31 protein-coding genes are annotated in these 25,284 nt (G+C 39.0%); 4 read left to right on the top strand and 27 right to left on the bottom strand.

Annotated elements, in window-relative coordinates; genetic code table 11:
• Positions 1-139 precede the first annotated feature (139 nt).
• The 7 genes from SJY16_RS08735 to SJY16_RS08705 all read right to left on the bottom strand — a co-directional run bounded on the left by SJY16_RS08735 (position 140) and on the right by SJY16_RS08705 (position 5,340).
• Complete coding sequence (locus SJY16_RS08735) at positions 140-391, bottom strand: stage VI sporulation protein F (RefSeq protein ID WP_377888784.1); 252 nt, start codon at positions 389-391, stop codon at positions 140-142.
• 84 nt (positions 392-475) lie between these two features.
• On the bottom strand, positions 476-1,528 hold the full coding sequence (locus SJY16_RS08730; RefSeq protein ID WP_377888783.1) for an NAD(P)H-dependent glycerol-3-phosphate dehydrogenase: 1,053 nt from the start codon (positions 1,526-1,528) through the stop codon (positions 476-478).
• A 13-nt stretch (positions 1,529-1,541) separates the two neighbouring features.
• Complete coding sequence (plsY, locus tag SJY16_RS08725; protein WP_377888782.1) at positions 1,542-2,141, bottom strand: glycerol-3-phosphate 1-O-acyltransferase PlsY; 600 nt, start codon at positions 2,139-2,141, stop codon at positions 1,542-1,544.
• Positions 2,142-2,181: 40 nt separating this feature from the next.
• Positions 2,182-3,495 carry a ribosome biogenesis GTPase Der gene (der, locus tag SJY16_RS08720; RefSeq protein WP_377888781.1) on the bottom strand — a complete coding sequence of 438 codons (1,314 nt, stop codon included), beginning with the start codon at positions 3,493-3,495 and terminating at the stop codon, positions 2,182-2,184.
• Between the two features lie 173 nt (positions 3,496-3,668).
• Positions 3,669-3,854 carry a capping complex subunit for YIEGIA gene (locus SJY16_RS08715; RefSeq protein ID WP_377888780.1) on the bottom strand — a complete coding sequence of 62 codons (186 nt, stop codon included), beginning with the start codon at positions 3,852-3,854 and terminating at the stop codon, positions 3,669-3,671.
• Positions 3,851-4,741 (bottom strand): YIEGIA family protein, encoded by an 891-nt coding sequence (locus SJY16_RS08710; RefSeq protein ID WP_377888779.1) that lies wholly within the window; start codon positions 4,739-4,741, stop codon positions 3,851-3,853. The genes SJY16_RS08715 and SJY16_RS08710 overlap by 4 nt, the downstream gene beginning before the upstream one ends.
• Positions 4,738-5,340 carry a YphA family membrane protein gene (locus tag SJY16_RS08705; RefSeq protein WP_377888778.1) on the bottom strand — a complete coding sequence of 201 codons (603 nt, stop codon included), beginning with the start codon at positions 5,338-5,340 and terminating at the stop codon, positions 4,738-4,740. The genes SJY16_RS08710 and SJY16_RS08705 overlap by 4 nt, the downstream gene beginning before the upstream one ends.
• A gap of 121 nt (positions 5,341-5,461) precedes the next feature.
• On the opposite strand from SJY16_RS08705, the gene SJY16_RS08700 reads away from it, so the two are divergent.
• Positions 5,462-5,599 (top strand): YpzI family protein, encoded by a 138-nt coding sequence (locus SJY16_RS08700; protein WP_377888777.1) that lies wholly within the window; start codon positions 5,462-5,464, stop codon positions 5,597-5,599.
• Between the two features lie 51 nt (positions 5,600-5,650).
• On the opposite strand, the gene rpsA is transcribed toward SJY16_RS08700, so the two are convergent.
• The 7 genes from rpsA to prsW all read right to left on the bottom strand — a co-directional run bounded on the left by rpsA (position 5,651) and on the right by prsW (position 11,528).
• On the bottom strand, positions 5,651-6,796 hold the full coding sequence (gene rpsA, locus SJY16_RS08695) for a 30S ribosomal protein S1 (protein ID WP_377888776.1): 1,146 nt from the start codon (positions 6,794-6,796) through the stop codon (positions 5,651-5,653).
• Between the two features lie 187 nt (positions 6,797-6,983).
• The gene (locus SJY16_RS08690) at positions 6,984-7,565 is read right to left on the bottom strand and encodes a lysophospholipid acyltransferase family protein (protein ID WP_377888775.1); all 582 of its coding nucleotides are present in this window, start codon (positions 7,563-7,565) and stop codon (positions 6,984-6,986) included.
• 4 nt (positions 7,566-7,569) lie between these two features.
• Positions 7,570-8,241, bottom strand: coding sequence for a (d)CMP kinase (gene cmk / locus SJY16_RS08685; protein WP_377888774.1), 672 nt, complete (start codon positions 8,239-8,241; stop codon positions 7,570-7,572).
• A gap of 138 nt (positions 8,242-8,379) precedes the next feature.
• Positions 8,380-8,547: a DUF5359 family protein gene (locus SJY16_RS08680; RefSeq protein ID WP_377888773.1), complete on the bottom strand. Its 168-nt coding sequence runs from the start codon at positions 8,545-8,547 to the stop codon at positions 8,380-8,382.
• A 12-nt stretch (positions 8,548-8,559) separates the two neighbouring features.
• Positions 8,560-9,909, bottom strand: coding sequence for a germination protein YpeB (gene ypeB, locus SJY16_RS08675; RefSeq protein WP_377888772.1), 1,350 nt, complete (start codon positions 9,907-9,909; stop codon positions 8,560-8,562).
• 16 nt (positions 9,910-9,925) lie between these two features.
• Positions 9,926-10,720 carry a spore cortex-lytic enzyme gene (sleB, locus tag SJY16_RS08670; protein ID WP_377888771.1) on the bottom strand — a complete coding sequence of 265 codons (795 nt, stop codon included), beginning with the start codon at positions 10,718-10,720 and terminating at the stop codon, positions 9,926-9,928.
• Positions 10,721-10,838: 118 nt separating this feature from the next.
• On the bottom strand, positions 10,839-11,528 hold the full coding sequence (gene prsW, locus SJY16_RS08665) for a glutamic-type intramembrane protease PrsW (RefSeq protein ID WP_377888770.1): 690 nt from the start codon (positions 11,526-11,528) through the stop codon (positions 10,839-10,841).
• A 122-nt stretch (positions 11,529-11,650) separates the two neighbouring features.
• Here prsW and SJY16_RS08660 point away from each other — a divergent pair, with 122 nt between their 5' ends.
• A complete protein-coding gene (locus SJY16_RS08660) occupies positions 11,651-12,622 on the top strand; it encodes an asparaginase (RefSeq protein ID WP_377888769.1) in 972 nt (323 codons plus the stop codon).
• Positions 12,623-12,648: 26 nt separating this feature from the next.
• On the opposite strand, the gene SJY16_RS08655 is transcribed toward SJY16_RS08660, so the two are convergent.
• The 3 genes from SJY16_RS08655 to SJY16_RS08645 all read right to left on the bottom strand — a co-directional run bounded on the left by SJY16_RS08655 (position 12,649) and on the right by SJY16_RS08645 (position 16,251).
• Entirely contained in the window at positions 12,649-13,641 is a 993-nt protein-coding gene (locus SJY16_RS08655; RefSeq protein WP_377888768.1) for a YpdA family putative bacillithiol disulfide reductase, read from the bottom strand.
• A 114-nt stretch (positions 13,642-13,755) separates the two neighbouring features.
• A complete protein-coding gene (locus SJY16_RS08650; RefSeq protein WP_377888767.1) occupies positions 13,756-15,036 on the bottom strand; it encodes a Glu/Leu/Phe/Val family dehydrogenase in 1,281 nt (426 codons plus the stop codon).
• Positions 15,037-15,336: 300 nt separating this feature from the next.
• Positions 15,337-16,251, bottom strand: a complete 915-nt coding sequence (locus SJY16_RS08645) for a D-alanine--D-alanine ligase (protein WP_377888766.1) — start codon at positions 16,249-16,251, stop codon at positions 15,337-15,339.
• Between the two features lie 202 nt (positions 16,252-16,453).
• Here SJY16_RS08645 and SJY16_RS08640 point away from each other — a divergent pair, with 202 nt between their 5' ends.
• A complete protein-coding gene (locus SJY16_RS08640) occupies positions 16,454-17,167 on the top strand; it encodes a PIG-L deacetylase family protein (RefSeq protein ID WP_377888765.1) in 714 nt (237 codons plus the stop codon).
• 45 nt (positions 17,168-17,212) lie between these two features.
• Here SJY16_RS08640 and SJY16_RS08635 read toward each other — a convergent pair whose 3' ends face one another.
• The 5 genes from SJY16_RS08635 to SJY16_RS08615 form a co-directional block, all read right to left on the bottom strand.
• Positions 17,213-17,803, bottom strand: a complete 591-nt coding sequence (locus tag SJY16_RS08635; RefSeq protein ID WP_377888764.1) for a genetic competence negative regulator — start codon at positions 17,801-17,803, stop codon at positions 17,213-17,215.
• A 138-nt stretch (positions 17,804-17,941) separates the two neighbouring features.
• The gene (locus SJY16_RS08630; protein WP_377888763.1) at positions 17,942-18,853 is read right to left on the bottom strand and encodes a MerR family transcriptional regulator; all 912 of its coding nucleotides are present in this window, start codon (positions 18,851-18,853) and stop codon (positions 17,942-17,944) included.
• 77 nt (positions 18,854-18,930) lie between these two features.
• Positions 18,931-19,692 (bottom strand): metallophosphoesterase, encoded by a 762-nt coding sequence (locus SJY16_RS08625; protein WP_377888762.1) that lies wholly within the window; start codon positions 19,690-19,692, stop codon positions 18,931-18,933.
• Positions 19,689-20,081: a hypothetical protein gene (locus SJY16_RS08620; RefSeq protein WP_377888761.1), complete on the bottom strand. Its 393-nt coding sequence runs from the start codon at positions 20,079-20,081 to the stop codon at positions 19,689-19,691. The genes SJY16_RS08625 and SJY16_RS08620 overlap by 4 nt, the downstream gene beginning before the upstream one ends.
• A 57-nt stretch (positions 20,082-20,138) precedes the next feature.
• Positions 20,139-20,780 carry a CBS domain-containing protein gene (locus SJY16_RS08615; protein WP_377888760.1) on the bottom strand — a complete coding sequence of 214 codons (642 nt, stop codon included), beginning with the start codon at positions 20,778-20,780 and terminating at the stop codon, positions 20,139-20,141.
• 206 nt (positions 20,781-20,986) lie between these two features.
• Here SJY16_RS08615 and SJY16_RS08610 point away from each other — a divergent pair, with 206 nt between their 5' ends.
• Positions 20,987-21,202, top strand: coding sequence for a hypothetical protein (locus tag SJY16_RS08610; protein WP_377888759.1), 216 nt, complete (start codon positions 20,987-20,989; stop codon positions 21,200-21,202).
• A 3-nt stretch (positions 21,203-21,205) separates the two neighbouring features.
• Here the strand turns inward: SJY16_RS08610 and SJY16_RS08605 are convergent, their stop codons facing one another.
• The 5 genes from SJY16_RS08605 to SJY16_RS08585 form a co-directional block, all read right to left on the bottom strand.
• Positions 21,206-21,655 carry a DUF2663 family protein gene (locus SJY16_RS08605; protein WP_377888758.1) on the bottom strand — a complete coding sequence of 150 codons (450 nt, stop codon included), beginning with the start codon at positions 21,653-21,655 and terminating at the stop codon, positions 21,206-21,208.
• Positions 21,656-21,738: 83 nt separating this feature from the next.
• Positions 21,739-21,921 (bottom strand): hypothetical protein, encoded by a 183-nt coding sequence (locus SJY16_RS08600; protein WP_377888757.1) that lies wholly within the window; start codon positions 21,919-21,921, stop codon positions 21,739-21,741.
• A gap of 23 nt (positions 21,922-21,944) precedes the next feature.
• On the bottom strand, positions 21,945-22,523 hold the full coding sequence (locus tag SJY16_RS08595; protein WP_377888756.1) for a CPBP family intramembrane glutamic endopeptidase: 579 nt from the start codon (positions 22,521-22,523) through the stop codon (positions 21,945-21,947).
• The gene (locus SJY16_RS08590; protein ID WP_377888755.1) at positions 22,513-24,036 is read right to left on the bottom strand and encodes a RecQ family ATP-dependent DNA helicase; all 1,524 of its coding nucleotides are present in this window, start codon (positions 24,034-24,036) and stop codon (positions 22,513-22,515) included. The genes SJY16_RS08595 and SJY16_RS08590 overlap by 11 nt, the downstream gene beginning before the upstream one ends.
• Positions 24,036-25,088, bottom strand: a complete 1,053-nt coding sequence (locus SJY16_RS08585) for a YpbB family protein (RefSeq protein WP_377888754.1) — start codon at positions 25,086-25,088, stop codon at positions 24,036-24,038. The genes SJY16_RS08590 and SJY16_RS08585 overlap by 1 nt, the downstream gene beginning before the upstream one ends.
• Positions 25,089-25,284 lie beyond the last annotated feature (196 nt).

The following is a 25,284-nucleotide window of genomic DNA, read 5'->3' as shown; positions in this document are numbered from 1 at the left end:
GAAGAAAGGGGCATTTTCCTCAGCTTTGACTATACGAATTTCATTTGAAGTATGCTTCTGCTCAATAATCGTTCTGTATCAGTATATGATGTTTCATTCATACGGTATCGTTTAAACGCCTAAATTTCGAATACTTTTCCTATTTCTGGCTGAATAATTTTGCAATGGAAGCGAAATCCAAAGGTATGTTTTTATTAACAATGGCCTTTACAATTCGGTCTTCCTTTTCTTTCGTTACATTCACATTTGCTACACGTGCTACGTTAGCTATGAGTCTGCGCACCGTTCTTTCATCTGAAAAATCTGCGCCCTGGACCGAGTCAGCCAATTTAAATATGTCTTCTTTTTTAACATTGGTTTTCTTTTCAATGTTATCAAACAAATCGCTCACACTGTTTCCTCCTTACCATTAAGGTTCAACATAGTGTATGCAAGGAGAAAAACTTCGTGCTTTACCAATTAATTAAATTGGGTGCTATTGTTTTCTATTCAATTCAAACTTATCAGCTAATAGTGAAGTCAGGTCCTCAGTTTCATGTGTACGCAATCTCCCCATAAGTTGGTCAACACCATCTTTTGGTTCTTTATTATTGAAAAGCACTTCATATAATACTGACGTTATCGGCATTTCAACGTTTTGTTCCTTAGCAAGATGGTATGCTGCCTTTGTGGTACGAACTCCTTCAACAACCATCCCCATGTTCTCTAGAACTTCATCGAGACTGTTGCCTTTACCGAGCAAATTCCCTGCACGCCAATTACGACTGTGCGCGCTCGTACATGTAACGACTAAGTCACCTATGCCTGTCAGTCCCATGAACGTAAGGGGGTTAGCTCCCATAGCTGCACCAAGGCGGGCAATTTCAGCAAGACCTCGTGTAATGAGAGCCGCTTTTGCATTATCTCCATAACCTAATCCATCGGATAGTCCTGCCCCTAAAGCAATGATGTTTTTCAAGGCTCCACCAAGTTCGACGCCAATAATATCATCATTTGTATATACTCTGAAATTCGAATTGATAAAGAGATCTTGAGCATATTCTGCATCTTTAATGTCCTTAGAAGAGACTGTAACCGTCGTAGGGTGACGGAGGCTGACCTCTTCTGCATGGCTTGGGCCAGAAAGCACGACAACTGATTTTCTAAGATGTTCTGGAATCTCTTCTTCAATAACTTCTGAAATACGCATGAGAGATCCAGGTTCGATCCCTTTGCTTGCATGGATGATCGATACCGGATTCACGAGTAACCCTTTAAGCTCAGGAAGAACGTCTCTTAATGCCTTTGTAGGAGTAACGAGTAGGATCGCATCTGTACCTTCTACACATTCAGAAAGAGAAGTGGTTGCCTGTAAAGATGTAGGTAAGGTTATTCCTGGCAAATATTTTTCATTCGTGTGATCGTGATTTATTTCTTTTGCCAAATCCTCACGCCTTGACCATACCTTGACGTGGTGATCGTTATCTGCAAGAACTATAGCAAGTGCTGTTCCCCAGCTACCTGCACCAATTACTGAAATAGTTGCCATTCTATCTCACTCCTCACTGCTCTACTTTTTGTCCAAGCTTACTTTCTGTGCCTGATAGAAGTCGTTTAACGTTCGTTCGATGTCTCCAAAGCGATAACATAGCTACAATAAACCCGAGTAATACATACGATGCTGGATTACCACCTAATAAGAAAATAAATGCTGGTGTTAATACAACGAAAATAAGAGATCCGAGTGACACATATCTCGTAATGAATATAGCTATAATTGCGAGAATCCCAGCATATAGAGCTGGCAAGAAGGCAAGTGTAGCGAACACACCGATCGTAGTCGCTACTCCTTTTCCTCCTCTAAATCCGAAGAATACTGGCCAATTATGACCGATGATAGCAGCGATTCCTGCTAGAAACGGTACAATAGGTTCTGCTGCAAACCAATAACCTAACCAGACAGCAATAACTCCTTTCAAGACATCGAGTGCGAGGACAATGATTGCAGGTGCTGTTCCTAGAACTCTAAGAGTATTCGTTGCACCCGCATTTCCACTTCCATGTTCTCTAATATCTATCTTTTTCACAATTCGAGCGATTAAATAGCTGAAGCTAACAGATCCGAGTAGATAAGCAGCAACGCAAATCAGAATTGCGACCATCAAATTCCCCCCTCAAAAGAGATGCTTAGCGCTTATAAACTTATTCGCTCTTCTTTCTTGCAAGAATACGAAGTGGCGTTCCCTGGAAGCCAAATGTTTCTCGAATTCTGTTTTCTAAAAAGCGTTTATATGAAAAATGAAGCATTTCAGGGTCATTCACGAACAACACGATGGTAGGCGGCTTAACTGCAACTTGAGTCGCGTAGTTTATTTTCAGTCTTCTACCCTTATCAGTTGGAGTTGGATTCATCGCTACAGAATCCATAATCAACTCGTTTAAGACGTTCGTTTTCACCCGTAGCGTATGATTTTCTGCAACGGTATTAATAACAGGTAGTAAAGTGTGAAGGCGTTGCTTTGTTTTTGCAGAAAGGAATACGATTGGTGCATAACTTAGATATAAGAAATGATCACGGATTTTTTGCTCAAAATTACGCATCGTCTTATCATCTTTCTCTACCGCATCCCATTTGTTCACGACGATGATAACGGCTTTACCTGCTTCATGAGCATACCCCGCTACTTTCTTGTCCTGTTCAATAATGCCTTCTTCGCCATCGATAACAACAAGAACAACGTCTGAACGTTCAATACCTCTCATTGCCCTTAGAACACTGTATTTTTCTGTATTTTCATATATTTTACCACGTTTACGCATACCCGCGGTGTCGATGATTACATAATCCTGTCCTTCTTTTGTGAAGGTTGAATCGATCGCATCCCGAGTCGTACCCGCTACATCACTTACAATTACTCTCTCTTCTCCTAGAATTGCATTTACTAAAGAAGATTTTCCAACGTTCGGTCGGCCAATCACAGAGAATTTTATCGTGTTCTCGTCGTATTCAACTTCGCCTTCTTCAGGGAATGATTTAAATACTTCATCTAGTAAATCTCCTAGTCCAAGTCCGTGCGATCCTGAAATTGGGAAAGGCGCGCCTACTCCAAGAGAATAAAAGTCGTGAATCAAAGCTTGTTGTTCAGGGTTATCAATTTTATTAACAGCTAAGACGACTGGTTTCTTTGAGCGGTAGAGGATTTTCGCTACTTCTTCATCAGCATTAGAAATTCCATCTCTACCATTAACCATAAAGATGATTGCATCAGCTTCATCAATAGCTATTTCTGCCTGGTATCGAATTTGAGAAAGAAATGGAGCGTCTCCAATTTCGATACCACCTGTATCAATAATATGAAAATCACGATTCAGCCATTCTGCCGAACTATAAATACGATCTCTTGTAACTCCCGGTGTATCTTCAACAATTGAAATTCTTTCTCCTACTATACGATTAAATATGGTCGATTTCCCAACGTTTGGACGACCTACGATTGCGACAACTGGCTTAGCCAATATGTACACGTCCTTTCAAAATAAGTATCTATCTAAAGCTTACCTCTAGAAAGTCGTGGACAAACTTTCCAGTAGCTCATTGTAAAAAACCCTCCTTTACTAAGAAGGGTGTAGTCTCTTGATAGCTTTTATATCTTATCAAAAAAGCAACCAATGAACAACAGAGTATATAGCTAATGTTTGACGATAATGTACACATCATTGCTTAATTTATGCGCAATACCATCCAAAATCGCCTCCAACTCTGCAGCTACTTTGTCCATTTCAGACTTTGTCTCACAAACGAACACATTTCCGCCAACCGGGACTTTATTAACAGAATCGGTAATAGCAGCCAGGATTGCTTTCTCTAATATCACGACTGATCACTTCCTTTTTCCTTGGTCTCTGTCGGCATTCGAATAGCATTTTCAAGAGTCGGAACTTGCGATATGATTTTTTTCGCGAGTTCGACATTTTTGTTCTGAGGAAGAATAAATACTCCTATACGACCATCGTCGAGATCTCTTTTAATTAAGGGAACTAATGCCGGCGTTCCAGAATCACGATATACCCCAAGGGAAATGGCAAGGTCATGAAGAATCGCTTGGCGTTGTCCTAAGTTCCCTATCGTCATCCTTGCATCGAAATTCTTCGGGCTAATAATAAACCCAAGACCATGATTCAATATTTCTTCCTGCCTTTCTGGAATCCCTATGTTCATAATATAAATATTGTCTACATATAATCCTGCACCTTCAAAAGACAGATTTGAATGTTCGATCGTAGCGATTTTCCCCAACTTACTTCCAGTCATATATTTTTTTGCAACTAAAAATGCAAGGAAGGCTGCAACGAAAGAAGCCCATATATTTAAAGACAAATACGCAAGAGAAGTTACAAATGAAATGAATATAACTAAATAATTTCGTCCTTCAAATGTAACTGCGATTCCTTCAATATAAGAAGCACCTCGAGGAACTAGTTCTAATGTATCCATTTCAGTTAGCGTTTTCCTCTCCATGTTTCTTACCTCTCTGAATTGAGAAGCCGCTAAGGTCAGAAAAGTAACCGCTGTGAATTCTTCTGACATGATCGATGGTACTACTAAAGCACCGAGCGCTGCAGCAATAAATCCAAGCGCAAGATGAATTATCATTCCATGGGGGAATGTGGGGTACTGACGGTAATCAGTCCTAAACATATAAATACGAGACAAAGTGCCGATAACGACGCTAAAGACTATTGGAATTGTAAATTCATTCATGAATACCCACGTCTTTCTTGATGTTTTTTCAAAACATTTTCCAAGTGGCTAGTTAACTGAACAAAGCCTTCCCACACGAAAGTTCCCATTACAGCAATAGCCATAATATCTAAAGAAACATACCTTCCGATCACGGTGTGAATTCCCATCTGCTGATAGATAATCGACAGGATAATTTCTCCTTGAACGATCGAAAGAATCAATAAAGCACACCTTTGTCCTGGACCATTAACAGTAAGATGGACAATTGTAAACAACGCTAGACCTATAGCCCAGGGTGTGTATAAATAGCTAAAAACAGGATCATAGATCGAGAATAGTTCAATTGATGCGTAGGCTGCCGTTAGCATTAAGACGACTAAAGCAGCGTAGGCTATGTTCATATGCAGCGTTTTCATTAGTAAAAAATAGCCTAATAGCCAACACAACATTAACGCTCCATTTACTTTAAATTGTTCCAAGGGTATCTCCACATTTGCTGTACAAAGCATCATTAGACAGAGAACAATCACTTTTTTGTTGTTTTGAGATGGCTCCATGAAAAATCCTATGATGATAACACCGATCCAACTGAACCAAACAAACAATGCACCATCCACACCGATCACTCCCTACTATGCTCAGTATGGGAAATTTTCTAAGGGATTAGACCATTAATTAAAAAATGTATAAGGTTTCCGGTTTTATTTCATCATAATAAAGCAAAGGAGGGATTATTTTATGGGAACAAACAGGCAAGAGAAAAAAATAAAGAGATCGAAACAGGTTGAGTCTGATCGTGATCAGTCGATCGAATACCGAGGGTCTTCTACTATGGAGGGGCCTGAACAAGCTAGGAAAAGAAACGGACAAAAGTGAGCAGAAAATAAAAAAAGCTCTCTGCCAAGGGCAGAGAGCTTTATAAAAGCATTATTTATATTTTTTAAGTTGATCACCGATCATATCGCCAAGAGAAAACGGAGAATTTCCGTCTCCATCTTTTTGATACTCTTCAACCTGACTAGATACTTGTTCAGCTTCTAGTACTTTAATACTAAGTGAGATGCGTTTCTCGTCTAGATTTACATCAAGTACCTTCACTCGAACGGTTTCTCCTTCAGATAGTGCTTCATGAGGAGTGCCGATATGTTTGTTTGAAATCTCAGAAATGTGAACGAGTCCTTCTACTCCTGGTGCCACTTCAACAAAAGCACCGAAGCTTACAAGACGTTTAACAGTTCCTTCAATTTCATCGCCAGCTTTTACTTTTCCTTCAATTTCTTCCCAAGGTCCAGGTAACGTTTCTTTAATAGATAAAGAGATACGTTCGTTATCCCTGTCGACTGAAAGGATTTTGACATTCACCTTCTGTCCTTCTGCTACAACTTCAGATGGTGTTTCAACTCGGTGATGCGCCATCTGAGAGATGTGTACGAGTCCATCTACTCCACCGATGTCTACAAAAGCACCGAAATCAGTCAGGCGTTGAACCGTTCCTTCAACGATCTGCCCTGCTTGAAGAGAAGCTAGAGTTTCTTGCTTCTTAACATCCGCTTCTTGTTCTAACACAGCGCGATGTGAAAGAATAACTTTTGATTTTTCAGGATCAAATTCCACAATCTTAACACTTAGACTCTTGCCCTTATAATCAGCAAAGTCTTCGACATAATGGCGCTCAACAAGAGATGCAGGAATAAACCCACGTACTCCAAGGTCAACTACTAGTCCACCTTTAACGACGTCAGCTATTTCCACTTCAAATGCCTCGCTTTTTTGATACTTTGCTTCGAGCTCGTCCCATGCTTTGTCAGCTTCTACTGCTTTCTTAGAAAGCACTAACTCATCCTCAGATACCTTGATTACTTTCACTTCTATTTCATCGCCTTCTGAGAGTGCGTCACTGACTTTTTCGACGTGAAGGCTTGACAGTTCGCTGATAGGCAGCACTCCATCCATTTTAAAACCCACATCCACCGATGCATGTTTCTCCTCGACTTTGGAGATCTTTCCAGTTACCACATCTCCAACTTCGAACGATTTGAACTCAGTCATTTCCTGATTCATCTCTTCAACCATTGACAAACTCCTCCTTCAATCCAAAAGAAATAGAACTTTTCAATAATATTTATAAAAGCCTTCCACTTACTATCAGCGAAAGAATTTTATGAAAAGTTAATCACCCTTTCCTTTAACTTTCACTAAAATCAGTGAATTTGTCAAGTATCCTGGAACATTTATTTGTTTTTTTTGAAAATAATGAATGTTAACGGTTAGCGTCAATAAGCTGCTGTATTTCTTGCATGATTGCTTGGGTCGCCTTCTTGGCTGCTCCTTGCTCTTCTCTAAGGGGCGATAGATCTACAGGTTTCCCGTAAATGATTTTCAATTTGCCAAACGGTTTATAAGAACCCATAATCGCACATGGAACAACCCTAACCTCGGGACGGAGTGCGAAGAATCCAGCTCCTGAAAGGCCATCCCCAAGCTGACCAGTCTTGCTTCTTGTGCCTTCAGGAAACAAACCTACAACCTCACCGTTTTTTAATATGCCTATTCCACTCCTAAGGGCTTGTTTATCACTCATTCCCCTTTTCACTGGAAAAGCACCAACGTTATAAATTAATTTACCTAGCACTGGAATGTTGAATAGTTCTGATTTCGCCATGAAACGAACCTGTCGTGAACACATCGCTCCTACTAAAGGTGGATCGAGGTTGTTAATATGATTTGAACAGAGAAGAATGCCCTTGTCTGTTGGGATGTTCTCTTCACCAATTACTGTCACTCTGTTAAATATTTTAAAATAAACTCGAAACAATCCTCTACCTACATCATATAAACTCACTGAATCAAGCCCTCTCTTTCGCTAATAGTAGGATATGATGGACTACTTCAGAAATCGTCATTGTCGTAGTATCGATCTCTACTGCATCATTTGCCTTCACAAGAGGTGCTACCTCACGTTCTGAATCTCGTTTATCGCGTAGAGCTATTTCTTCTTTGATTTGTTCGTAATTTGCTTGTATACCATTATCAATAAGTTCTTTATAACGGCGTGCAGCTCTTTCTTCAACGGATGCGCTTAAGAAAACCTTCAACTCTGCTTGAGGAAGCACATGTGTGCCAATATCCCTTCCATCCATAACAACCCCGCCTTTTTCAGCTAAAAGCTGTTGACGCTTCACCATCTCTACACGTACTTCACTTTGTCTTGCCACAAAAGAGACGTTGTTGGTTACTTCCGAAGAACGAATATCTTCTGTTACATCGATGTTGTCGATTAGAACGTGTTGATCTTTTTCTCCTAGTTGAAGATCGATCTCTGTCTTATCTAATAGTTGCTTTAAAACCGGTCCATCTTCAAGGTTGGCGTTGTTTTCAATTGCTTTATAAGTTAGAGCACGATACATTGCTCCTGTATCTATATATAGAAAAGAAAGCTTATCTGCTACTCTTCTCGCAACTGTGCTCTTTCCAGCTCCTGCTGGACCATCTATTGCAATATTAATGCTTTTTCTCATAGTAATCTTTCCCCCATAGTTCATTGGTCACCATTATTATAAAAGGTTCTACAAAGTACAAAAAAGCAGGAAATCCTGCTTTTTTGTACTCGAACTTTCCAATTAATCATAACACAATCAGGGGGTACGGTCTATTAACTATTGCCGTTTGGCAGGCATCTGCTGACCGTTAACTACCCCCTCGTAGTAGAGTGTTTTACTCAAGTATATGCGAAAACTGTCTTGAGTTAAAAGAGCTTGAGCAATGAGCAGGAACGCGAACTGAATCACAACTAGCTTGATTAACAGCCGCTCTACATTTCTCATTCCATCACCTCACTAAAGAGCATCGTAATTCGTTTCTGTACCATCCATCTTTTCTACTTTTTCTTCTCGTAAGTTGTCAGCATTAATAAAGATTCTGTACGTTTCATTATCAATCGTACCCATAAATTCATAGCACAATACTTCCTCACCAAGATCATTTCGAATGACACCTAAGCCTTCCTCCATAATCTGAACACTCTCATTAATTTGTCCTAATGCCTCTTCCCTCGATATCGCTGGTTTTGTAAGCTTTCTGCTGTGATGGTTTGTTAAATACTCTAATGATTCGTAGCCAGCGATGTCACCATTGTCAAGCGCTACTTTTATATGAACGGCATCAGGGTATATGTTGATATCATCCTGTTTATACACGAAAGTAAAAACGCCCATCTTATCATATTGACTGCTATCTACGATGACCATATTCGTAATGTCATGCTCTTGCAAGAACTTCTCTGCTTTGGCCGCAGCTTCATTTAAACTAATTTTCTGCTTACCGATCTTTCGGTCCATCAATATCCAGATCGGATGCGCTCCTCTTTTAGTTACATCTAGATTGACACTTGATTTGTTTTTAGGATTTTCGATCGATAGACTATACGCCTGGTATCCTGCTTTCTTACCAGTTGAGGTAATATCGATCTTCGCATTACTCTCAATATCTAGGTAATCGATCACGATTTTTTTTGCTTCTTCCTCACTTAATTTCTTTCCTTCAATATTCTTCTCCAAATTCTCTTTCTTCTCATTCAATTGCGTGACCTCTGGCCCCCAGTTCACATCACTGTATCCTTCTACTTGTTTATCGACCGTCTTGAAACCATCTATAATCGTATTATCTTGAGCTTGCTTTTCAGAGGCTAGTGCTAATTCAACATCCATCCATCGCAAATTATGATTGATCACCATCGCCTGAACTTTTCTAAGCTCATCCTTAATTTCAGTTGCGTGTTTATGCAATTTTTTGAGCGTGTCATATTCATCATTGGATAATGGTTTCTCATCAAGATCTCTTATTGCTACGCGATAACTGAATTGTCCTATATTTGATAGAAATTCTTCTGTTTTGTTAAACGGCATTAGCGTCAACGGTAGCTGCCCTACATCATTTTGAGCTTCTGAAGTCAACCTCCAAACCTCAGCGAGCGCCGGTGACAAACGCGCTTGTGAGCTCATAGCAAGAGTGGATCCTATCTTCTCTTCAAGTGCATCAACATGGAAATTCAATTCATGGAATGCTCGCTGATAGTTATTCTCGGCATTGATCAATACGGCATTTTTCTCTTGATGTTCCTTGTACCCCCAGTAACTAGTCGAAACAACGCCAATGGCAAGTGCTCCAATTAAGATCGACCTAATCATGATTCAATCACCTCCACTATTCACAGAAAATATGTTTTCCGATTCGTTTAATCTGAGGACGGCTCCATATCCATCCTGATGTTGCAGTGTTAGGATTAAAGTAGTACAGCGCTTCCCCAGAAGGATCCCAACCGTTAACCGCGTCTAGGACAGCCTCTTTTGCTCGGTCATTCGGCGTTAGCCAAATCTGTCCATCTGATACAGCTGTAAAAGCGCGAGGTTCAAAGATTACTCCAGACACCGTGTTAGGAAAAGAAGAGCTCTGAACACGGTTCAATATAACAGCAGCCACTGCAACTTGTCCTTCATATGGCTCTCCCCTAGCTTCTCCATATACTGCGTTAGCGATGAGTTTGATATCGTTCTGTGAATAACCCGCAGGTGTGTTCTTTCCTTGAGTCGCCTTAGAGGCTCCTTCTCCGCCTGAAGATGAGCCACCACCCGTATTCCCTGTGCCTTTCCCTTGACCAACCTTTTGCTTTACAGATGGATCATATTTCGTTGCTTTATTCAGCTTCGCTTTCATCTCAGATCCTACTAGTCCATCGACCGTTAAACCAAATTCATGTTGAAAGTTTCGAACTGCCCAATACGTGCCCCAACCGAATACACCATCTATTTTGCCTTTGTAAAAACCGATATAGTTCAACCGCGCCTGAAGCTCAATCACATCATCACCTGTTGCCCCTTTTTGGATAACTTGATTTGAAAACGCGTCTACTTGCTGGTTATGATCGAGCACTGTAATAAGCGGTACGCACAACAAACCGATTATCAGAGGGATTTTCAATATGTTAAATACCTTCCTCATCGTCTGGACCTCCTGATCAATGTGTATTCATGTATGTAGTTTTTGTATCGAAAGGTATTTTATACAAACGTTCTTTTCGAGATAAACAAAAAAGGTGCCAAAAAGGCACCTTCATAAATCAGTGTATACTCGCATCTTCTTTCGTTTGCATCAGCTTGGCTTGATTTATATCTGCTACTTTTATTTTTCTGAGACCAATCGACCATAATATCAACATGAACGGAATCATCATATAAACCGTATTATTATTGAATTGAAGAACGAGGTAATTGTACGTACCGTGAAACAAGACAGGAATAAGAAGGGATAACACGATCCATTTTCCAACCTTGTTTTGTAAAGAAAACTTTCCACGGCCTAAGTAAGACCCCATTATCACTCCAAATAATGCGTGACTAGAAACTGGTAACAGCGCACGCCACCATGCTTCTTGAATGCCATATGCGAACAAGAAGAAGACATTCTCTACGGAAGCAAAACCTAGCGAAATCGCTACACCATATACAATTCCGTCATAGAAATCACTGAATTCTAAGTGAATATACACAGTAAAATAAAAAATAAACCACTTTAAAAACTCCTCAAGCAATCCTGACATAATAAAAGATTGACTGAAAGGAGATTGCAAGAAATGTTCCACTTTAAAGCCATGCTGAATAACCATTACTGGAAAAACAAGCATAGCACCGAACACAAAGCTTCTCACTACTGGCTTTATGGGCTCAGATTCATACTGATGGTGTTTTAAATAAAAAAAACATAGAAGTGCAATACCTGGAGCAATTCCAGCAGTTATAGCCGCTAACATTGGCTTTCCCCATTTCTACAAGGTAGATGATGAAAAAGCAATCTTACAATATCTATACTTTTCTTATCGTACCATGTTACTTTATTTATGGAAACTAAATAAAAATGTGCCGAGGTGAGATTTTGAGTAAAATACTTGTGTTACATACTGGCGGGACGATCGCTATGAAGGAAAATGGAGAATCTGGAGCTGTAAGCCCTGGTGAACGAAACCCTCTTAACGCAACGTTGAGTGACCTGATCCATGATGTCGATATTATTGTTGATGACTTTATAAACATCCCTTCTCCACATATGAGCCCAGAGCTTATGTTCAACATTGCAGAACGAATTGAAAACAGAATAAAAAAAGAGCATATCAGTGGTGTGGTTGTCACACATGGCACCGATACACTAGAAGAGACCGCATACTTACTCGATTTGATTTTACAAACTGATTTACCGGTCGTGATGACAGGTGCTATGCGATCAAGTAATGAAATTGGGTCTGATGGTCCTTATAACTTGATCTCGTCTTTGAAAGTTGCATGTTGCGAAGAAGCGAAAGGGAAAGGTGTTTTGGTTGTACTGAACGACGAAATACACACAGCAAAGAACGTCACTAAAACTCACACGAGTAACGTATCTACATTCCAGAGCCCTCAGTACGGACCGATCGGAATCGTTACAAAACAACGTGTGCATTTTCACCATACGTTAACAAACCGAGACCGTTATCACATCTCAAAATTAAGTAAAAAGGTCATGTTGTTAAAAGCGTATGCAGGGATGGATTCTCAGCTTCTTCACGCTGCCGGTGAGCTTGGCATTAACGGCATCGTAATTGAGGCCCTAGGACAAGGGAACCTCCCCCCTGAGACGATAAACGGCATTAAACAGTTAAGACAAAAAGAAATCGCAGTTGTGATGGTTTCCCGCTGTTTTAATGGAATCGTACAAGATGTGTATGGGTATGAAGGTGGTGGAAAGCACCTTAAAGAGCTGGGAGTCGTTTTCTCAAACGGTTTGAACGGACAAAAAGCAAGATTGAAACTGCTTGTCGCTCTAGAAGCAACGGAAGACATAAAAGAATTACAACAGCTCTTCCTTAGATAACAATCAAAGTAAAAAAAGCCTACCGCTTAGATAGGCTTTTTTTCTTTTGAGATGATATCCTTCGCTATTTGCGCTCCGTGATGGCGACCATTTTCAATAAAAATTTCATTCGCATTGTTCCCTGCAGCTATTACACCCGCAATATAGCACTTATCTACATTTGTTTCCATTGTTTCTGGATCAAATGTAGGTCTACCAGACTCTACATCGATATCAATTCCGATTTTTGTTAAAAATGAATGATCAGGATGGTAGCCCGTCATAGCGAAAACAAAATCATTTGGAATTGTTTTTTGTTCTCCATTCACCGTATACACGATTTCTTTTTCTCGAACTTCAATTAATTCTGCATTAAACTCCATTTTTACTTTATCATTTCTTACAAGTGCTTCAAATTCAGGTAAAATCCACGGTTTAATACTTTTTGAGTACTCTCCCTGACGATAAAGTACCGTCGTACGCGCTCCGGCTTTTTCAAGCTCTAAAGCTGCATCAACAGCTGAGTTCTTCCCACCAACTACCACGATATCTTTATTAAAATACGGATGTGGTTCCTTAAAATAATGCATCACTTTATCAAGGTCCTCACCTGGGATGCCCATGAAGTTCGGACTATCGTAATACCCAGTTGCAATAACAACATGCGTTGCATGATAGGTGATTTCTTTAGACTCGTGAATTTTTTCTGACTCGATAACAAATCCGTCTTCATTCGTTACGATTTTATTTACCTTTTCGAACGAGTGAATTCGAAGGTTTTTTCTTTTCGCTACATCTCTGTAATAAGCTAGTGCTTGGTTCCGTTTAGGTTTTCTTTCTTCGATAATAAACGGCACTTCGCCTATTTCAAGCTTTTCACTCGAACTAAAGAACGTTTGGTGCGTTGGATAATGATAAATTGCATTTACAATATTACCTTTTTCAATAATCAATGGATCGAATCCATGATTTTGAAGTTCAATTGCAGCGGACATGCCACAAGGTCCAGCTCCAATAATAACAACCTTTTCTTCTCTCATATTCCCTCACTCCTGCAACAATCCATATAAAAACGATTTATTTTTATTGTACTCATAACAAACAAAAAATTCCCTACCTGAATGATAGGGAATTTCGTTCACAATATCAACTATTTAAATCCAACCACGGAAACGTGATGCTTCAGCCATTTTTCGTACACCAACCATATAAGCTGAAAGCCTCATATCGACACGACGTGTTTCTGAGGTTCTATAAATGGAGTTGAATGCATTTACCATAACCTTTTCAAGCTTCGCTTCTACTTCTTCTTCCGTCCAATAGTAGCCCTGATTATTCTGAACCCATTCGAAGTAAGACACGGTTACTCCTCCAGAACTAGCAAGAACATCTGGCACAAGAAGGATGCCTCTCTCAGTAAGTATTTTGGTCGCTTCAATTGTTGTAGGACCGTTCGCAGCTTCTACTACGATACTTGCTTTGATCTGATGTGCATTCTCTTCTGTAATTTGGTTTTCAATTGCTGCCGGAACAAGAATATCGCAATCAAGTTCAAGAAGTTCTTTATTACTGATCGTTTCTTTGAATAGCTTTGTGACTGTACCGAAACTGTCACGACGATCTAATAAATAATCCACATCAAGGCCTTCTGGATCATGCAAGGCACCGTAAGCATCCGAAATCCCTACGATTTTTGCTCCTGCATCATGCATAAACTTGGCAAGGAAACTACCCGCGTTACCAAATCCTTGAATTACAACACGAGCTCCTTCGATCTTGATGCCTTTTTTCTTAGCTGCTTCGCGTATACAGATGGTTACACCTTTTGCTGTTGCAGACTCTCGACCATGTGATCCACCGAGAACAAGCGGTTTACCTGTAATAAATCCAGGAGAATCAAACTCGCGGATCCGGCTATATTCATCCATCATCCAGGCCATAATCTGAGAATTAGTAAACACGTCTGGAGCAGGAATATCTTTAGTAGGGCCTACGATTTGGCTAATTGCCCTAACGTATCCTCGGCTTAGTCTCTCAAGCTCTCTAAATGACATCTCACGAGGGTCACAGATGATTCCACCTTTTCCTCCACCATACGGTAAATCGACTATTCCAGCTTTAAGACTCATCCATACCGATAATGCTTTTACTTCTGTCTCTGTTACATCTGGATGGAAGCGAACCCCACCTTTTGTAGGACCAACAGAGTCGTTGTGCTGAGCACGATATCCAGTAAAGATTTTTATTGATCCGTCATCCATTCTCACCGGAATCCGGACTGTCATCAACCTCATAGGTTCTTTCAGAAGTTCATATACCTCTTTAGGATAGCCTAACTTATCAAGTGCTTCATTAATGACCGATTGCGTCGACTCTAATACATCCCTTTTCTTTTTGTTGCTTTGTCCATTGTCTGTTTCGTTTTTGTCGACCATTTCTTAACCTCCCATTACTATGCCCTTACTGTGGTGTTTTTCATAAAAAGAGCCAATTAAGGTGACCTTAGACTCATTCACATTTAACATTTTTCATTTTTCACTATCTCATTAGTAAATAGAATACTCTATTGTCTTGCTTTCAAAACATAGTATACACGTTTAGTTATCCTATGAGAAGGTATTCCGTCCACATTTTATGCAATTTGTTTCACAAACTTGCAAACGCTTACCAGTTAGGCCCTTTTTGCTATTCGAAAAGAAAACCTCACAGTGTTGTGAGGTTAAGCTTCATATTTTTTATTTTTTTAATCCAAGTTGAAGTAATTCCTCAATCATTTCTTCATAAGTATACCCAACTTCTTTAGCAGCATCTGGATATAAACTTGTAGGTGTCATACCAGGAAGTGTATTCACTTCCAGAAAAACAGGCTTAGACCCATCTTTAGGAATGATATAATCCACTCTAGAATATGTTTCACATCCTAGTAATTCATGAGCAAGAATGGACTCTTCTTGAATCATGTCTGTATACTCTTTTGAAATTCGTGCAGGAACGATGTGTTCACTGCCGCCCTCTGCATACTTCGATTCATAATCATAGTATGCATTTCGGGGAACGATCTCAACAACAGGTAAAGAACGCACATTTCCTTTTTCACCAAGAACTGCAACTGTAACCTCTGTTCCAGAGATGAATTCTTCAAGAATTACTCTTGTATCAAAGCGAAATGCTTCTTCTATTCCTTGTACTAATTCTTCTTCATTTTGTGCGATCGTTAATCCAATGGTAGATCCTTCACTATTTGGTTTCACTACAACTGGGAAACCAAATGGAAGGTCGAGATCATTATAGTTGTCGCCTCGCTCTAGCACGAGGTCCTTTGCAAGTCGAATGTTTGTTTCTTGTAGTACTTTTTTACTTTTAGCCTTATCCATCGCTACTGCTGATCCTAGGACACCAGAACCCACATACGGGATTTCTAACATATCGAGTAAACCTTGAATTCTTCCGTCTTCTCCGAACCTACCATGAAGGCCAATAAAAACCATATCTACATCTAATTTAAGGATTTCGCTGATTTTTTCTGGGTGAAAGTCAATTCCAACAACATCATGCCCATTATGTTCAAGTGCGGCAATAATTCCTTTACCGCTGGAAAGGGAAACTTCTCTCTCGGCAGATGTTCCACCATATAGTACTGCTACTTTCATGTTCAAATACCTCCTGGGCTACATTTATGTACATCATTATATTCGTTAATGATCTAATTGGAACAATTAAAAACTTCTCTCATCATATCACGTTTTTTTCTTGATTTGTTGCTGAGATTAATGACCTCAAACAAATATATTGGAAATCGCTCCATCTCTTCCGTATACTTGCACTATCTTCAAGAAGAAAGGAAATGCCAATATGCCAAAGACAATTCTTTTTGCGTTTGCACATCCTGATGACGAATCATTCACATGCGGTGGCACATTAGTAGAACTCTCTCAGCAAAAAGATACCAAAACCGTTCTTTATAGTGCAACAGCAGGAGATGCAGGGAAATGTGGTGAACCTCCTATTTGCACCCGCGAAAACCTTGCTAGTGTTCGAAGAGATGAATTAACAGAAGCTGCTACTCATTTAGGAATTAACGAGCTCATTATAGACGATTACCAGGATGGTAAATTAAGCGAGCTCTCACCTAGCACGTTAAAAAACAGGCTTATCAATCTAATCGATCACTATAAACCTGATGCAGTTGTAACATTTCCGCCTCATGGCTTATCGGGACACAGTGATCATACAGCGATTCAAGAAGCTACTCTACAAGCTGTTCAAGAAAAAGAAAGCAGTGTGAAAGAGTTATATTACACAACGTTTCCTCAATCACTTGCAACTGAAACTGGCAATCCTGCTTTCGCCGATCCTGATGAGAATATTACTCTCATCAAATCATTTACAGGTGACCACATGAAAACAGTGCAACTTGCTCTTCTTGCTCATAAAACCCAGCATTTATCCGTTGAGCGCGTTTTCCCTACCATCCATCACAACAACGGGTTCTCAAAGTTTAACAACAAAGAATATTTCATAAAAGCTTGGGAGAGAGGCGCAAGAACAGTACCGATTCTTTCCTAGCTCATAAGAAAAGCCTTCCGTTTCATTTCACCGGAAGGCTTATTCTTATTGAAAGTAGTGATTCAATTGTTTTATAGCAGTATCGTCCATTAAAGTTTTTCCGTATTCGACCACACGATAACTCGTAATCGTAGAAGGATTTCCAAACTCAGCTAATAAGGCGATGAGAGTATTTAACTCTACTTCACCAGAATCCTCTTCGCTCATCTTCAAATAAAAATGTTGTTGGAAGGAATAGAGAGTCCCGCCTTCAATTCCTACATCCTTCAAGCGTTTTGAAAGACCGATTACATCTTCGAATGTATTAAATTCATAGAATACTTCATCGCTTTCATCAAGCGTTACCTGCATTTCGATGTACTCATCATTATAGTCGTCTTCAAAATCGTTTTCTTTCGAACCTTTCGTTACGATAACGACCATTCCTTGTGCAGGCAATGAGAACACTTCAACTGCGATAGGGCCATCTACTTTAAAACCAAGTTCATCATCCGCTTCCATAATCATTTCTCTGAATAATTTATGGACTTTTGGCACGTCCTGCCATAATTCTTCTTTAGTAATTCCTCTCTCGTTTAAATCGTCATAAGTGAGAAATATCTTAATTTTATCGTATGTTAAACGTTCAAGACGCATCTAATTCCCCCCTACCGTCTGTCACCAGCATATCCTTTAACATAATATATGTGATATTACATAGATGGTTCTTGGCTGACGATATTCTTATAGTTTACACCGTTTTGGGAATGTTAGACAAGTCCTGTACCCCTTATACTAAGTTGAGAGTTTATGAAGCTTATCTTTAATCCATCCATCCCAATCCTCTTTATTCTTTCCTACAAAAAATTGTTCATATGCTTGTCTCTTCTCTCCGTGTAAATGCGACAATGCACCACCACCTACTCCTATTGTTAGTTCTGGAAATCGATCATCTAGCCGATCGATCAAGCTCAAACATTTTGGTAGGTTTGACATAAGTGTACAAGATAAAAACAGTATACTGGGAACGGTATCTTCTAACACAACTTCAATATCTTTTTCAGGAATGCTTTGTCCTAGATAAATCACTTCAAAACCTTTCCTTCTAAGATATAGGGTGAAGATGAGAAGACCTAATTCATGGTATTCATCAGTTGAACAAACCGCCATTACTTTTGGTAGATAACCATCAATTGGAAGAGTGTGGAATATCATACCTATTCTTGAACGAAGGAATGCCGTAGCAAAATGTTCGTGCGCTACTGTTATCTTCTCATTCTCCCAAAGCTCTCCAATTCTGACCTGTAACTGTCCTAGGATATCTTGTACAACTTTATCGATACTAAAGAGTGAAAAAGCTTGGTTCAATAGCTCTTGTGCTTTATTCTCCTCAAAGGAGAGCAAGGCTTCCAATATGTCATCCGCCAGCACGTGTGACCGATCCCTGCTTAGCTCTGACGTATCTGAATGAGGCTCAGTGTTACCGTCCTCAAGTAATTCCACTGCTTGGCTTATCGTAAACCCCTGATCAGTTTTCTGTACAAGCCATTTCAAAACAGATAAATGCTCATCCGAATAGAGGCGATGACCTGCATCATTTCTTATAGGAGAAATAATATTATAACGTCTCTCCCATGCTCTTAGCGTACCTGGTTGTATACCCAGCTTTTTAGAGACTGCTTTAATATTATATTTACCTTCTGACATCGTCTTCTTCTCCTCTACTATTCCATTATCCCCTATAGTATAAGGGATGGATGAGGTTTGTGTAAACTTTGTACAAGTTATTTCCTTTTTAATGTAAAAAGGTGCGACTCTGCTGGCGCCATCAATCTTAATGGAAGAGTTGTTGTACCGTATCCATTACTTATGGCAACAACCGTCTCACCAACTTGTTTTATTCCACCTTTTTCACGAATTCCGAAGCCAAGAATCCTAATTTGACCACCGTGTGTATGGCCAGATAGTAATAACTGTATTCCGTGATCATCTTTTAATTCGCGTTTGATATCAGGGTTATGACTTATCAGAATCTTTGTCTTTGCTCTCGCGCTTGCTAAGGCTTCATCAAGAGAATAATGATGTGTAGAGAGATCATCAATACCAAGAAGACTTATTTGTTCTCCATTACGTTCAAGGGTTACTGCCGTATTGTTCAAGACATGTACGTTTTTGCTAATGAGAATGTGTTCTAATCGGTCAGGATCTTCTTCATAATCATTATTTCCCCAAACAAAATAACATGGGGCAATCTGGCTTAGCTTCTTCATATTCTCGCTCACCTTATCGAACGAAACCCCTTTCTCCATCACATCTCCGCCTATTACAACAATATCAGCTACATCACGAATTTCCTTAATGATTCGATTAGAAATCCTACGATTATGTAAATCAGAAATAAAGAAAATATTGAAAGATTGAAAACCCTCAGGTAGTCCTTCAATAAATATTTCCTTTTTTACCACCCTATTTAAATGTGCCTCGACCCACATATAAATCAACAGCAGCACAAAGGCTGCTGCACCCCAACTTAATACGATGATCATCCTTCAACGCCCTTCCTAAATTTCTTAGCTGCTCTTGCTGCTTCAATGTTCACGGATAACATGCCATATATCACAGCCATGATAAGAGAAGCACTCGATAACCAAACATTCCTTTCAAATAATACCCAATAGATTGCAGTTAATAAACTAAATTCCAAAAGGATAGCTCCGATTCTTGCTTTGACTCCTTTTGAGATGACCGTTTCAAGTTGGTTTCGAATGATACTCGCAACTGCTAAGAACCCAAATAAAAAACAGAGCGCACCAAAACCATAGCGTAAACTATTCAACATTAAATCTGTAAACGTTATACTTTTTAAAACAAGCGTTTGCTGTGCAAAAAACAGTAAAACAAATGCTAACATTAAACGCAAAAAAGATAGCAGCATAGCAAAACCTCCCCCTCTATATCTATGTTAGAGAAGGAGGTTTTATAAATTAGATTCCTACATTTCTTTAATATCTAGAACCTTAAAACCATTTTGCTCAAGTTTTGCTATGAATTGATCGATGTTTTCCTTCTTCTCAATCTTCATAACAATTCTTCTCACATTCTGATTCGTTTCATCAAATGTAGAGAGTGAAATGATGTTCTCATGGAAACTTTTTGCGATTTTGGCAAGTCTAGCAATTCTACCTTCCGTTTCTGAAGAAGCGAACGCAATCCTAACACCCGTTTTACGCATCCCAAAAGCACTTTGGAACTGATCAAGAATATCTGCTCTTGTAATAATTCCTATACACTCATCTTTCTCATCGACAACTGCAACTAACGGAGCGTCATTTACTATTAACAATGTTGTTTCGAATACAGCCTCTTTATCAACTGTAACATCCTTCTGATAAGCAATATCTCCAGCTTTCGTTTCCTTTAAAAACTGAGCTTTATCTGTCATTTCACTTTTAAAGAAGGTTCTATAAATTCGGTTAAACGTTACGATCCCTTTATATTTTCCTTCTTGAATAACTGGAACTCCATCAATCTGACGCTCTTTAAGAATTTCAAGGGTTTCTTCAAGACTTGTGTCATACTTCACATAAACAGTCTCTCTTATGGTTTTCATTGCACTTCTTACAAACACGTCCATCACCTCTTCTAAAAGTTACTTCCCCCTATAATTAATACCATATTATCAATACAATGTCCTCCCTAAAGAACAATAATGCAAATATGGGTTTAATTTCGTATAAATGGGCGATATCGTTTCTTGAAAATTCAGTCTTTTTAAGGTAAGATATTATCATAGCAGACCCTAAAAAGGACGTATATTAAACTAACGGAGATGATGGACCTATGATAAACAAACTTAAAACACAATCTTTGTTGGGAAACAATGACCTTGATTTCAACCGTAGACTAGGAATGCCGGTCGAAGTTTTCTGTCCTAAGATCAATGATACAGTAGCATTTGGCAAGATTGAAATGTTTGGCGAAAGCGAATTACTGATTAATGGTAATTGCTTTCAAATCGAACAGTATTTATTCTTTGGATGCCCCGAACACCGGTAGCGTTTACTTGTAAAACAGATTTATGTCATAGTTCTCTTTCATGTAAGAAAACACATCATGCCGTTTTTCCCATTGCGATTCATTTTTCCATAATTCCTCACTACGATCGATAACCTCTAGACGCAGCGAATCAAGCTCATCTTCCGCTTTTTTTAACTTTTTGGTAACTCTCCTTAACAGATAATATACGAACCCAGTAAGCATTAACAATATAACTATGAAAGGTGCTTTTGAAAAAGAAAACACCTCCCATAATACGGAAGTAGTCACTTGTAACTGATACACCATGAGACTTCCACTAGCAACTAATAAGAGCATAAAAGCGTATCCATAATACTGTGATTTTGCTTTGTACTGTTTTTCTTCCAGTTTCCGCTCAACGAGTTCATTCAGTAATACGAGCGTTACATCAGACTGTGGTTGTGGGAGATTCCACTGCTTTAGAGCATCCATGGTTGTCCTCCTTTTTTGAAACTAGTTTATGCTCCAGATTCAGAAGATAATACCAGTGATGCTCACGACTATTAGATTTTACATTAGAAATAGATCGAGTACAGTAGGAAAACTGCAACCATCGATAAAAATAGCAGTGCTAAAATGCGCACGAGTGTGAGAGAAGGTGTCGTTTCTTCTCTTTTTTTATTTGTCTCACTCTTCTTTTTCTTACTTTTATGCTTATGATATTCCTTTCTAGATGGCAAAGGACTTTCTTTTTTCATTGAACTCACCTTTCATGATGGACTCACTTTGAGGCTTTAAATTTGATCAAACACCCCATAATGAAATCAATTAAGAAGTGTGCAGTTATTGTCACTGCTATATTACCAGTTATTTTGTAAACAATCCCTAGCAAAAAGGATATCCCGACTACAAGACTGAACAAAACTGGCTTAGTCAAGTATCTCACATGAATAATCGCAAACAACAAACTAGCAACCACCAACCCGAAGTGTGTTTGTATAACTCCTCGAAATATTAACTCTTCACTGATCGATATCAGTAAAGATAGGATAAAAATATGAAAAATAGATCTCTTACCAAATATCCGTTCATTGATTCCTCCATCATCAAATGAAGATTCAGGTAGAACCCTCATCAACACTAAATCGATTGAAATGATGACAAGTGAAGCACCACCACCAAATACGATCATGTCTATCCACTTTAGCTCAAAGATATCAGGAAGAAACCAAATTTCTTGAAACAGAAAGAATCCTACTACACACGATATCACTAATAAAACAATTTGAGTTAAATATACATTCAAGAGTAATTCTCGATCTGAGAGGGTTTTCACAGCTTCTGCCTGTCTATTCTTCACCCTGCTCCTCCTTAGTAACGTTTAACATTAATTGTAATTCATGATCCCAAGCCATTATTATATCTTCTTGAGCTGATTCCTCTTGTTTCATATACTGATCCACTTCAAGGCCACAATGATCACAGCACTGTTCAATCGGAGTAATAGTTTCATCAAACCGTTGCAAAAGCCCTTTTCTTCTACATCCATCATCATAGAGCCAATTTTTAAACCCTATCCATTTTGATAATTTGCGCCTTCTTAACTTATCAACTTCATTTGAAAGTTTTTCTAAAAGGTGATGAAAGTGAAATGACTGTATTAAACTATTTTGCAAAACACCGTTCAGTTGTAGTTGATAAACGATGAACCGCCAAGCTGTTTCAGAAAGTCTATGTTTTACGCCTTCCTTCTCATAATTAATTGAAAGCACTTCACCCATCCTCATTTGTAGATCAGCTAAAACACCTTGAATTTGTTGACGTTCAGGTAATTCAGTATCAATAAACGCAATCGGTAAACGCTCATCTTCCTCTGTAAAAAGATGGATCGCAATCGCTGGTTTTTGATCTCTCCCCGCACGGCCAATCTCTTGAAGATAGCTCTCAATATTCGATGGTGGATGAAAATGGATAACATACCTTACATTGCTTTTATTGATTCCCATTCCAAAAGCATTGGTACTACAAATAATAGAAATCTCATCGTTTAAAAACTGCTGTTGAATAAGTAGCCTTGTTTCAGTATCAAGCCCTGCATGATAAGCCGCAACACCTTTCACGCCAGACTGAGCGAGTTTGTTACTGACCCGCTCTGCTAGAGACCTACTCGAGAAGTAAATTATCCCAGGTCCTTGAAGCGTCTTGCCATACTGTAAAGCAGAACGTAACTTTGCGTCGAGTGAATGATGTTTTTCTAGTTTAATCGCAATATTTGGTCGGTCCACTGTATTGATATGTAACGCTGGGTGCTCCATCTTTAATTGTTTAACGACATCTCTTCGTACATCTTCCGTCGCCGTAGCAGTTAACGCCAGAAGCGGTGGTTTCCCAAGCTCTTCTCTCACGTCACCTAACTTTAAATAATCGGTTCTAAAGTCATGCCCCCATTGTGAAACGCAATGCGCTTCATCCACAACCATCAATGAGAAACGAATACTCTTCAGAGTTTGTCTTATTCTTTTATTTTGAAGAATTTCAGGTGAAGCGAATATAAACGTGTACGATGCTAAGGTTTGAAGGGCGTTCTCACGTTTATCGAAATCCAAAAAACCATTCAGTGCCAATACACGCTTTTCACCATTCGTTTTCAATTGCTGGACTTGATCCTCCATAAGTGAGACTAGAGGTGAAACGATTAGGACTGGATAATGTCCTGAATATGCCGGAAGCTGATAACAAAGCGATTTCCCAGCACCTGTCGGAAGCATAGCAAACACGTCTTTTTCCTCTAAGACGTCACGGATAATCTCCTCTTGACCCATTCTAAATTCCTTATACCCAAACTTCTTATATAGGACCTTTGTTAAATTCATTAAACCCCTTCTTTACACAGTGTTAACCTAATTTCAAAATACCCATATTTATCATTCAAATGATCTCGGATTGTCTTTAATCTCTGGCTATTCGTCTCATTGCTCGCCTTCAATATATCTTTCTGAGATTCTTTTGAAACGAAGGCATCAATTGAAAAATCCGCAACGTTTATCGCGATTTCTACAACATGATCCTCAATCGTACTTTTCTTCAATTTTCTAATTTCCATAATCTGTTGAAATGTCATACCCTTTTGTAGTAGCGAATATGTCGTGCGCGTGGACGCTGTCAACGGGACAGGTAACCGCTTATTCTCAACAAAGGACGAAAAAACTGGGTATGTTTTCGGATCATCTCGCGTATGTGTGATACAAGCATGTATCACCCCATAAAACATCATCGATCCTTCTTCATTTGAAATATTAAGAGATGAGCAACTCTGTTGTAACGTTAAACCAGTCCTATGAAAGCCACTTAAGCGTAGTACAAAGATACGGGCATGTGGTTCAGGGAGAGTGCCTAATACCTTTGTAAGTTCTTTGTAAAGGTTTCTAGCAACCTTCATCCTTTTCTCTGGTTTAGCAGGAAAATGTTTTCTAACCCATTCTTGGGTTAGTTCATCTCGAATGACTGGATAAAAATTCATATTGCTATTAACCGAATGTGATAGCGTCTGCATGAATAAACTAATACGAGCCCAGAAATCTTCAGTAATTTGATGATACTTCCATCCGTTTAGATATACTGGAAAAGGATGTTGTTTTAGAAAACCTTCAAGACTTACTTTTCCTTTCTCATTCAATTTGTAAGTATCTTGAGAAGTTCTCTCTAGAAAGCCATTATTATAAAGAATTGAAACGGATTCTTCAATATGGCTACGATCCAATGTTCTTTGCATCCCAAATAAAAAAGACAGTCGAAATAATTTAGCATCTTGAATTGTTTGAGATGACTTTTTACCCTTTAGTAAATGTAATGCTCCTGAAATTGTTCGTTCACCATTCATTTGATTTAAAACAAATAAAAGGAGTCCGTCTATGTATCGTACCATTGTATCACCCTGCTTCTTTCTACTTCTATTGTATCAAAATTTCTGTTCTGTTTAGTGATTTTCAAATCGGGTAAGCTTTTAATAAGGTTAGTAAAGGATTTAGCTATTGAAAAGTCAAGGCATCACCTTTACAATAAAGTTATCAAAAACTTTCATTTAATGAATATTGTGGTGATGAAAGACATATAGAAGTATT

This window comes from Alkalihalobacillus sp. R86527 (genome assembly GCF_042466185.1).
GTDB lineage: Bacteria > Bacillota > Bacilli > Bacillales > Guptibacillaceae > Guptibacillus.
Note: the sequence above shows the minus strand (reverse complement) of the source record. Positions and strands in the feature narration are given on the sequence as shown.

Excerpts from the sequence above, each read along its gene's own strand:
- SJY16_RS08730 (WP_377888783.1), bottom strand. The coding sequence starts at position 1,528 with ATGGCAACTATTTCAGTAATTGGTGCAGGTAGCTGGGGAACAGCACTT.
- plsY (WP_377888782.1), bottom strand. The coding sequence starts at position 2,141 with ATGGTCGCAATTCTGATTTGCGTTGCTGCTTATCTACTCGGATCTGTT.
- SJY16_RS08710 (WP_377888779.1), bottom strand. The coding sequence starts at position 4,741 with ATGAATGAATTTACAATTCCAATAGTCTTTAGCGTCGTTATCGGCACT.
- SJY16_RS08700 (WP_377888777.1), top strand. The coding sequence starts at position 5,462 with ATGGGAACAAACAGGCAAGAGAAAAAAATAAAGAGATCGAAACAGGTT.
- rpsA (WP_377888776.1), bottom strand. The coding sequence starts at position 6,796 with ATGGTTGAAGAGATGAATCAGGAAATGACTGAGTTCAAATCGTTCGAA.
- cmk (WP_377888774.1), bottom strand. The coding sequence starts at position 8,241 with ATGAGAAAAAGCATTAATATTGCAATAGATGGTCCAGCAGGAGCTGGA.
- SJY16_RS08680 (WP_377888773.1), bottom strand. The coding sequence starts at position 8,547 with ATGAGAAATGTAGAGCGGCTGTTAATCAAGCTAGTTGTGATTCAGTTC.
- ypeB (WP_377888772.1), bottom strand. The coding sequence starts at position 9,909 with ATGATTAGGTCGATCTTAATTGGAGCACTTGCCATTGGCGTTGTTTCG.
- sleB (WP_377888771.1), bottom strand. The coding sequence starts at position 10,720 with ATGAGGAAGGTATTTAACATATTGAAAATCCCTCTGATAATCGGTTTG.
- prsW (WP_377888770.1), bottom strand. The coding sequence starts at position 11,528 with ATGTTAGCGGCTATAACTGCTGGAATTGCTCCAGGTATTGCACTTCTA.
- SJY16_RS08655 (WP_377888768.1), bottom strand. The coding sequence starts at position 13,641 with ATGAGAGAAGAAAAGGTTGTTATTATTGGAGCTGGACCTTGTGGCATG.
- SJY16_RS08650 (WP_377888767.1), bottom strand. The coding sequence starts at position 15,036 with ATGGTCGACAAAAACGAAACAGACAATGGACAAAGCAACAAAAAGAAA.
- SJY16_RS08645 (WP_377888766.1), bottom strand. The coding sequence starts at position 16,251 with ATGAAAGTAGCAGTACTATATGGTGGAACATCTGCCGAGAGAGAAGTT.
- SJY16_RS08640 (WP_377888765.1), top strand. The coding sequence starts at position 16,454 with ATGCCAAAGACAATTCTTTTTGCGTTTGCACATCCTGATGACGAATCA.
- SJY16_RS08635 (WP_377888764.1), bottom strand. The coding sequence starts at position 17,803 with ATGCGTCTTGAACGTTTAACATACGATAAAATTAAGATATTTCTCACT.
- SJY16_RS08630 (WP_377888763.1), bottom strand. The coding sequence starts at position 18,853 with ATGTCAGAAGGTAAATATAATATTAAAGCAGTCTCTAAAAAGCTGGGT.
- SJY16_RS08625 (WP_377888762.1), bottom strand. The coding sequence starts at position 19,692 with ATGATCATCGTATTAAGTTGGGGTGCAGCAGCCTTTGTGCTGCTGTTG.
- SJY16_RS08620 (WP_377888761.1), bottom strand. The coding sequence starts at position 20,081 with ATGCTGCTATCTTTTTTGCGTTTAATGTTAGCATTTGTTTTACTGTTT.
- SJY16_RS08615 (WP_377888760.1), bottom strand. The coding sequence starts at position 20,780 with ATGGACGTGTTTGTAAGAAGTGCAATGAAAACCATAAGAGAGACTGTT.
- SJY16_RS08610 (WP_377888759.1), top strand. The coding sequence starts at position 20,987 with ATGATAAACAAACTTAAAACACAATCTTTGTTGGGAAACAATGACCTT.
- SJY16_RS08605 (WP_377888758.1), bottom strand. The coding sequence starts at position 21,655 with ATGGATGCTCTAAAGCAGTGGAATCTCCCACAACCACAGTCTGATGTA.
- SJY16_RS08600 (WP_377888757.1), bottom strand. The coding sequence starts at position 21,921 with ATGAAAAAAGAAAGTCCTTTGCCATCTAGAAAGGAATATCATAAGCAT.
- SJY16_RS08590 (WP_377888755.1), bottom strand. The coding sequence starts at position 24,036 with ATGAATTTAACAAAGGTCCTATATAAGAAGTTTGGGTATAAGGAATTT.
- SJY16_RS08585 (WP_377888754.1), bottom strand. The coding sequence starts at position 25,088 with ATGGTACGATACATAGACGGACTCCTTTTATTTGTTTTAAATCAAATG.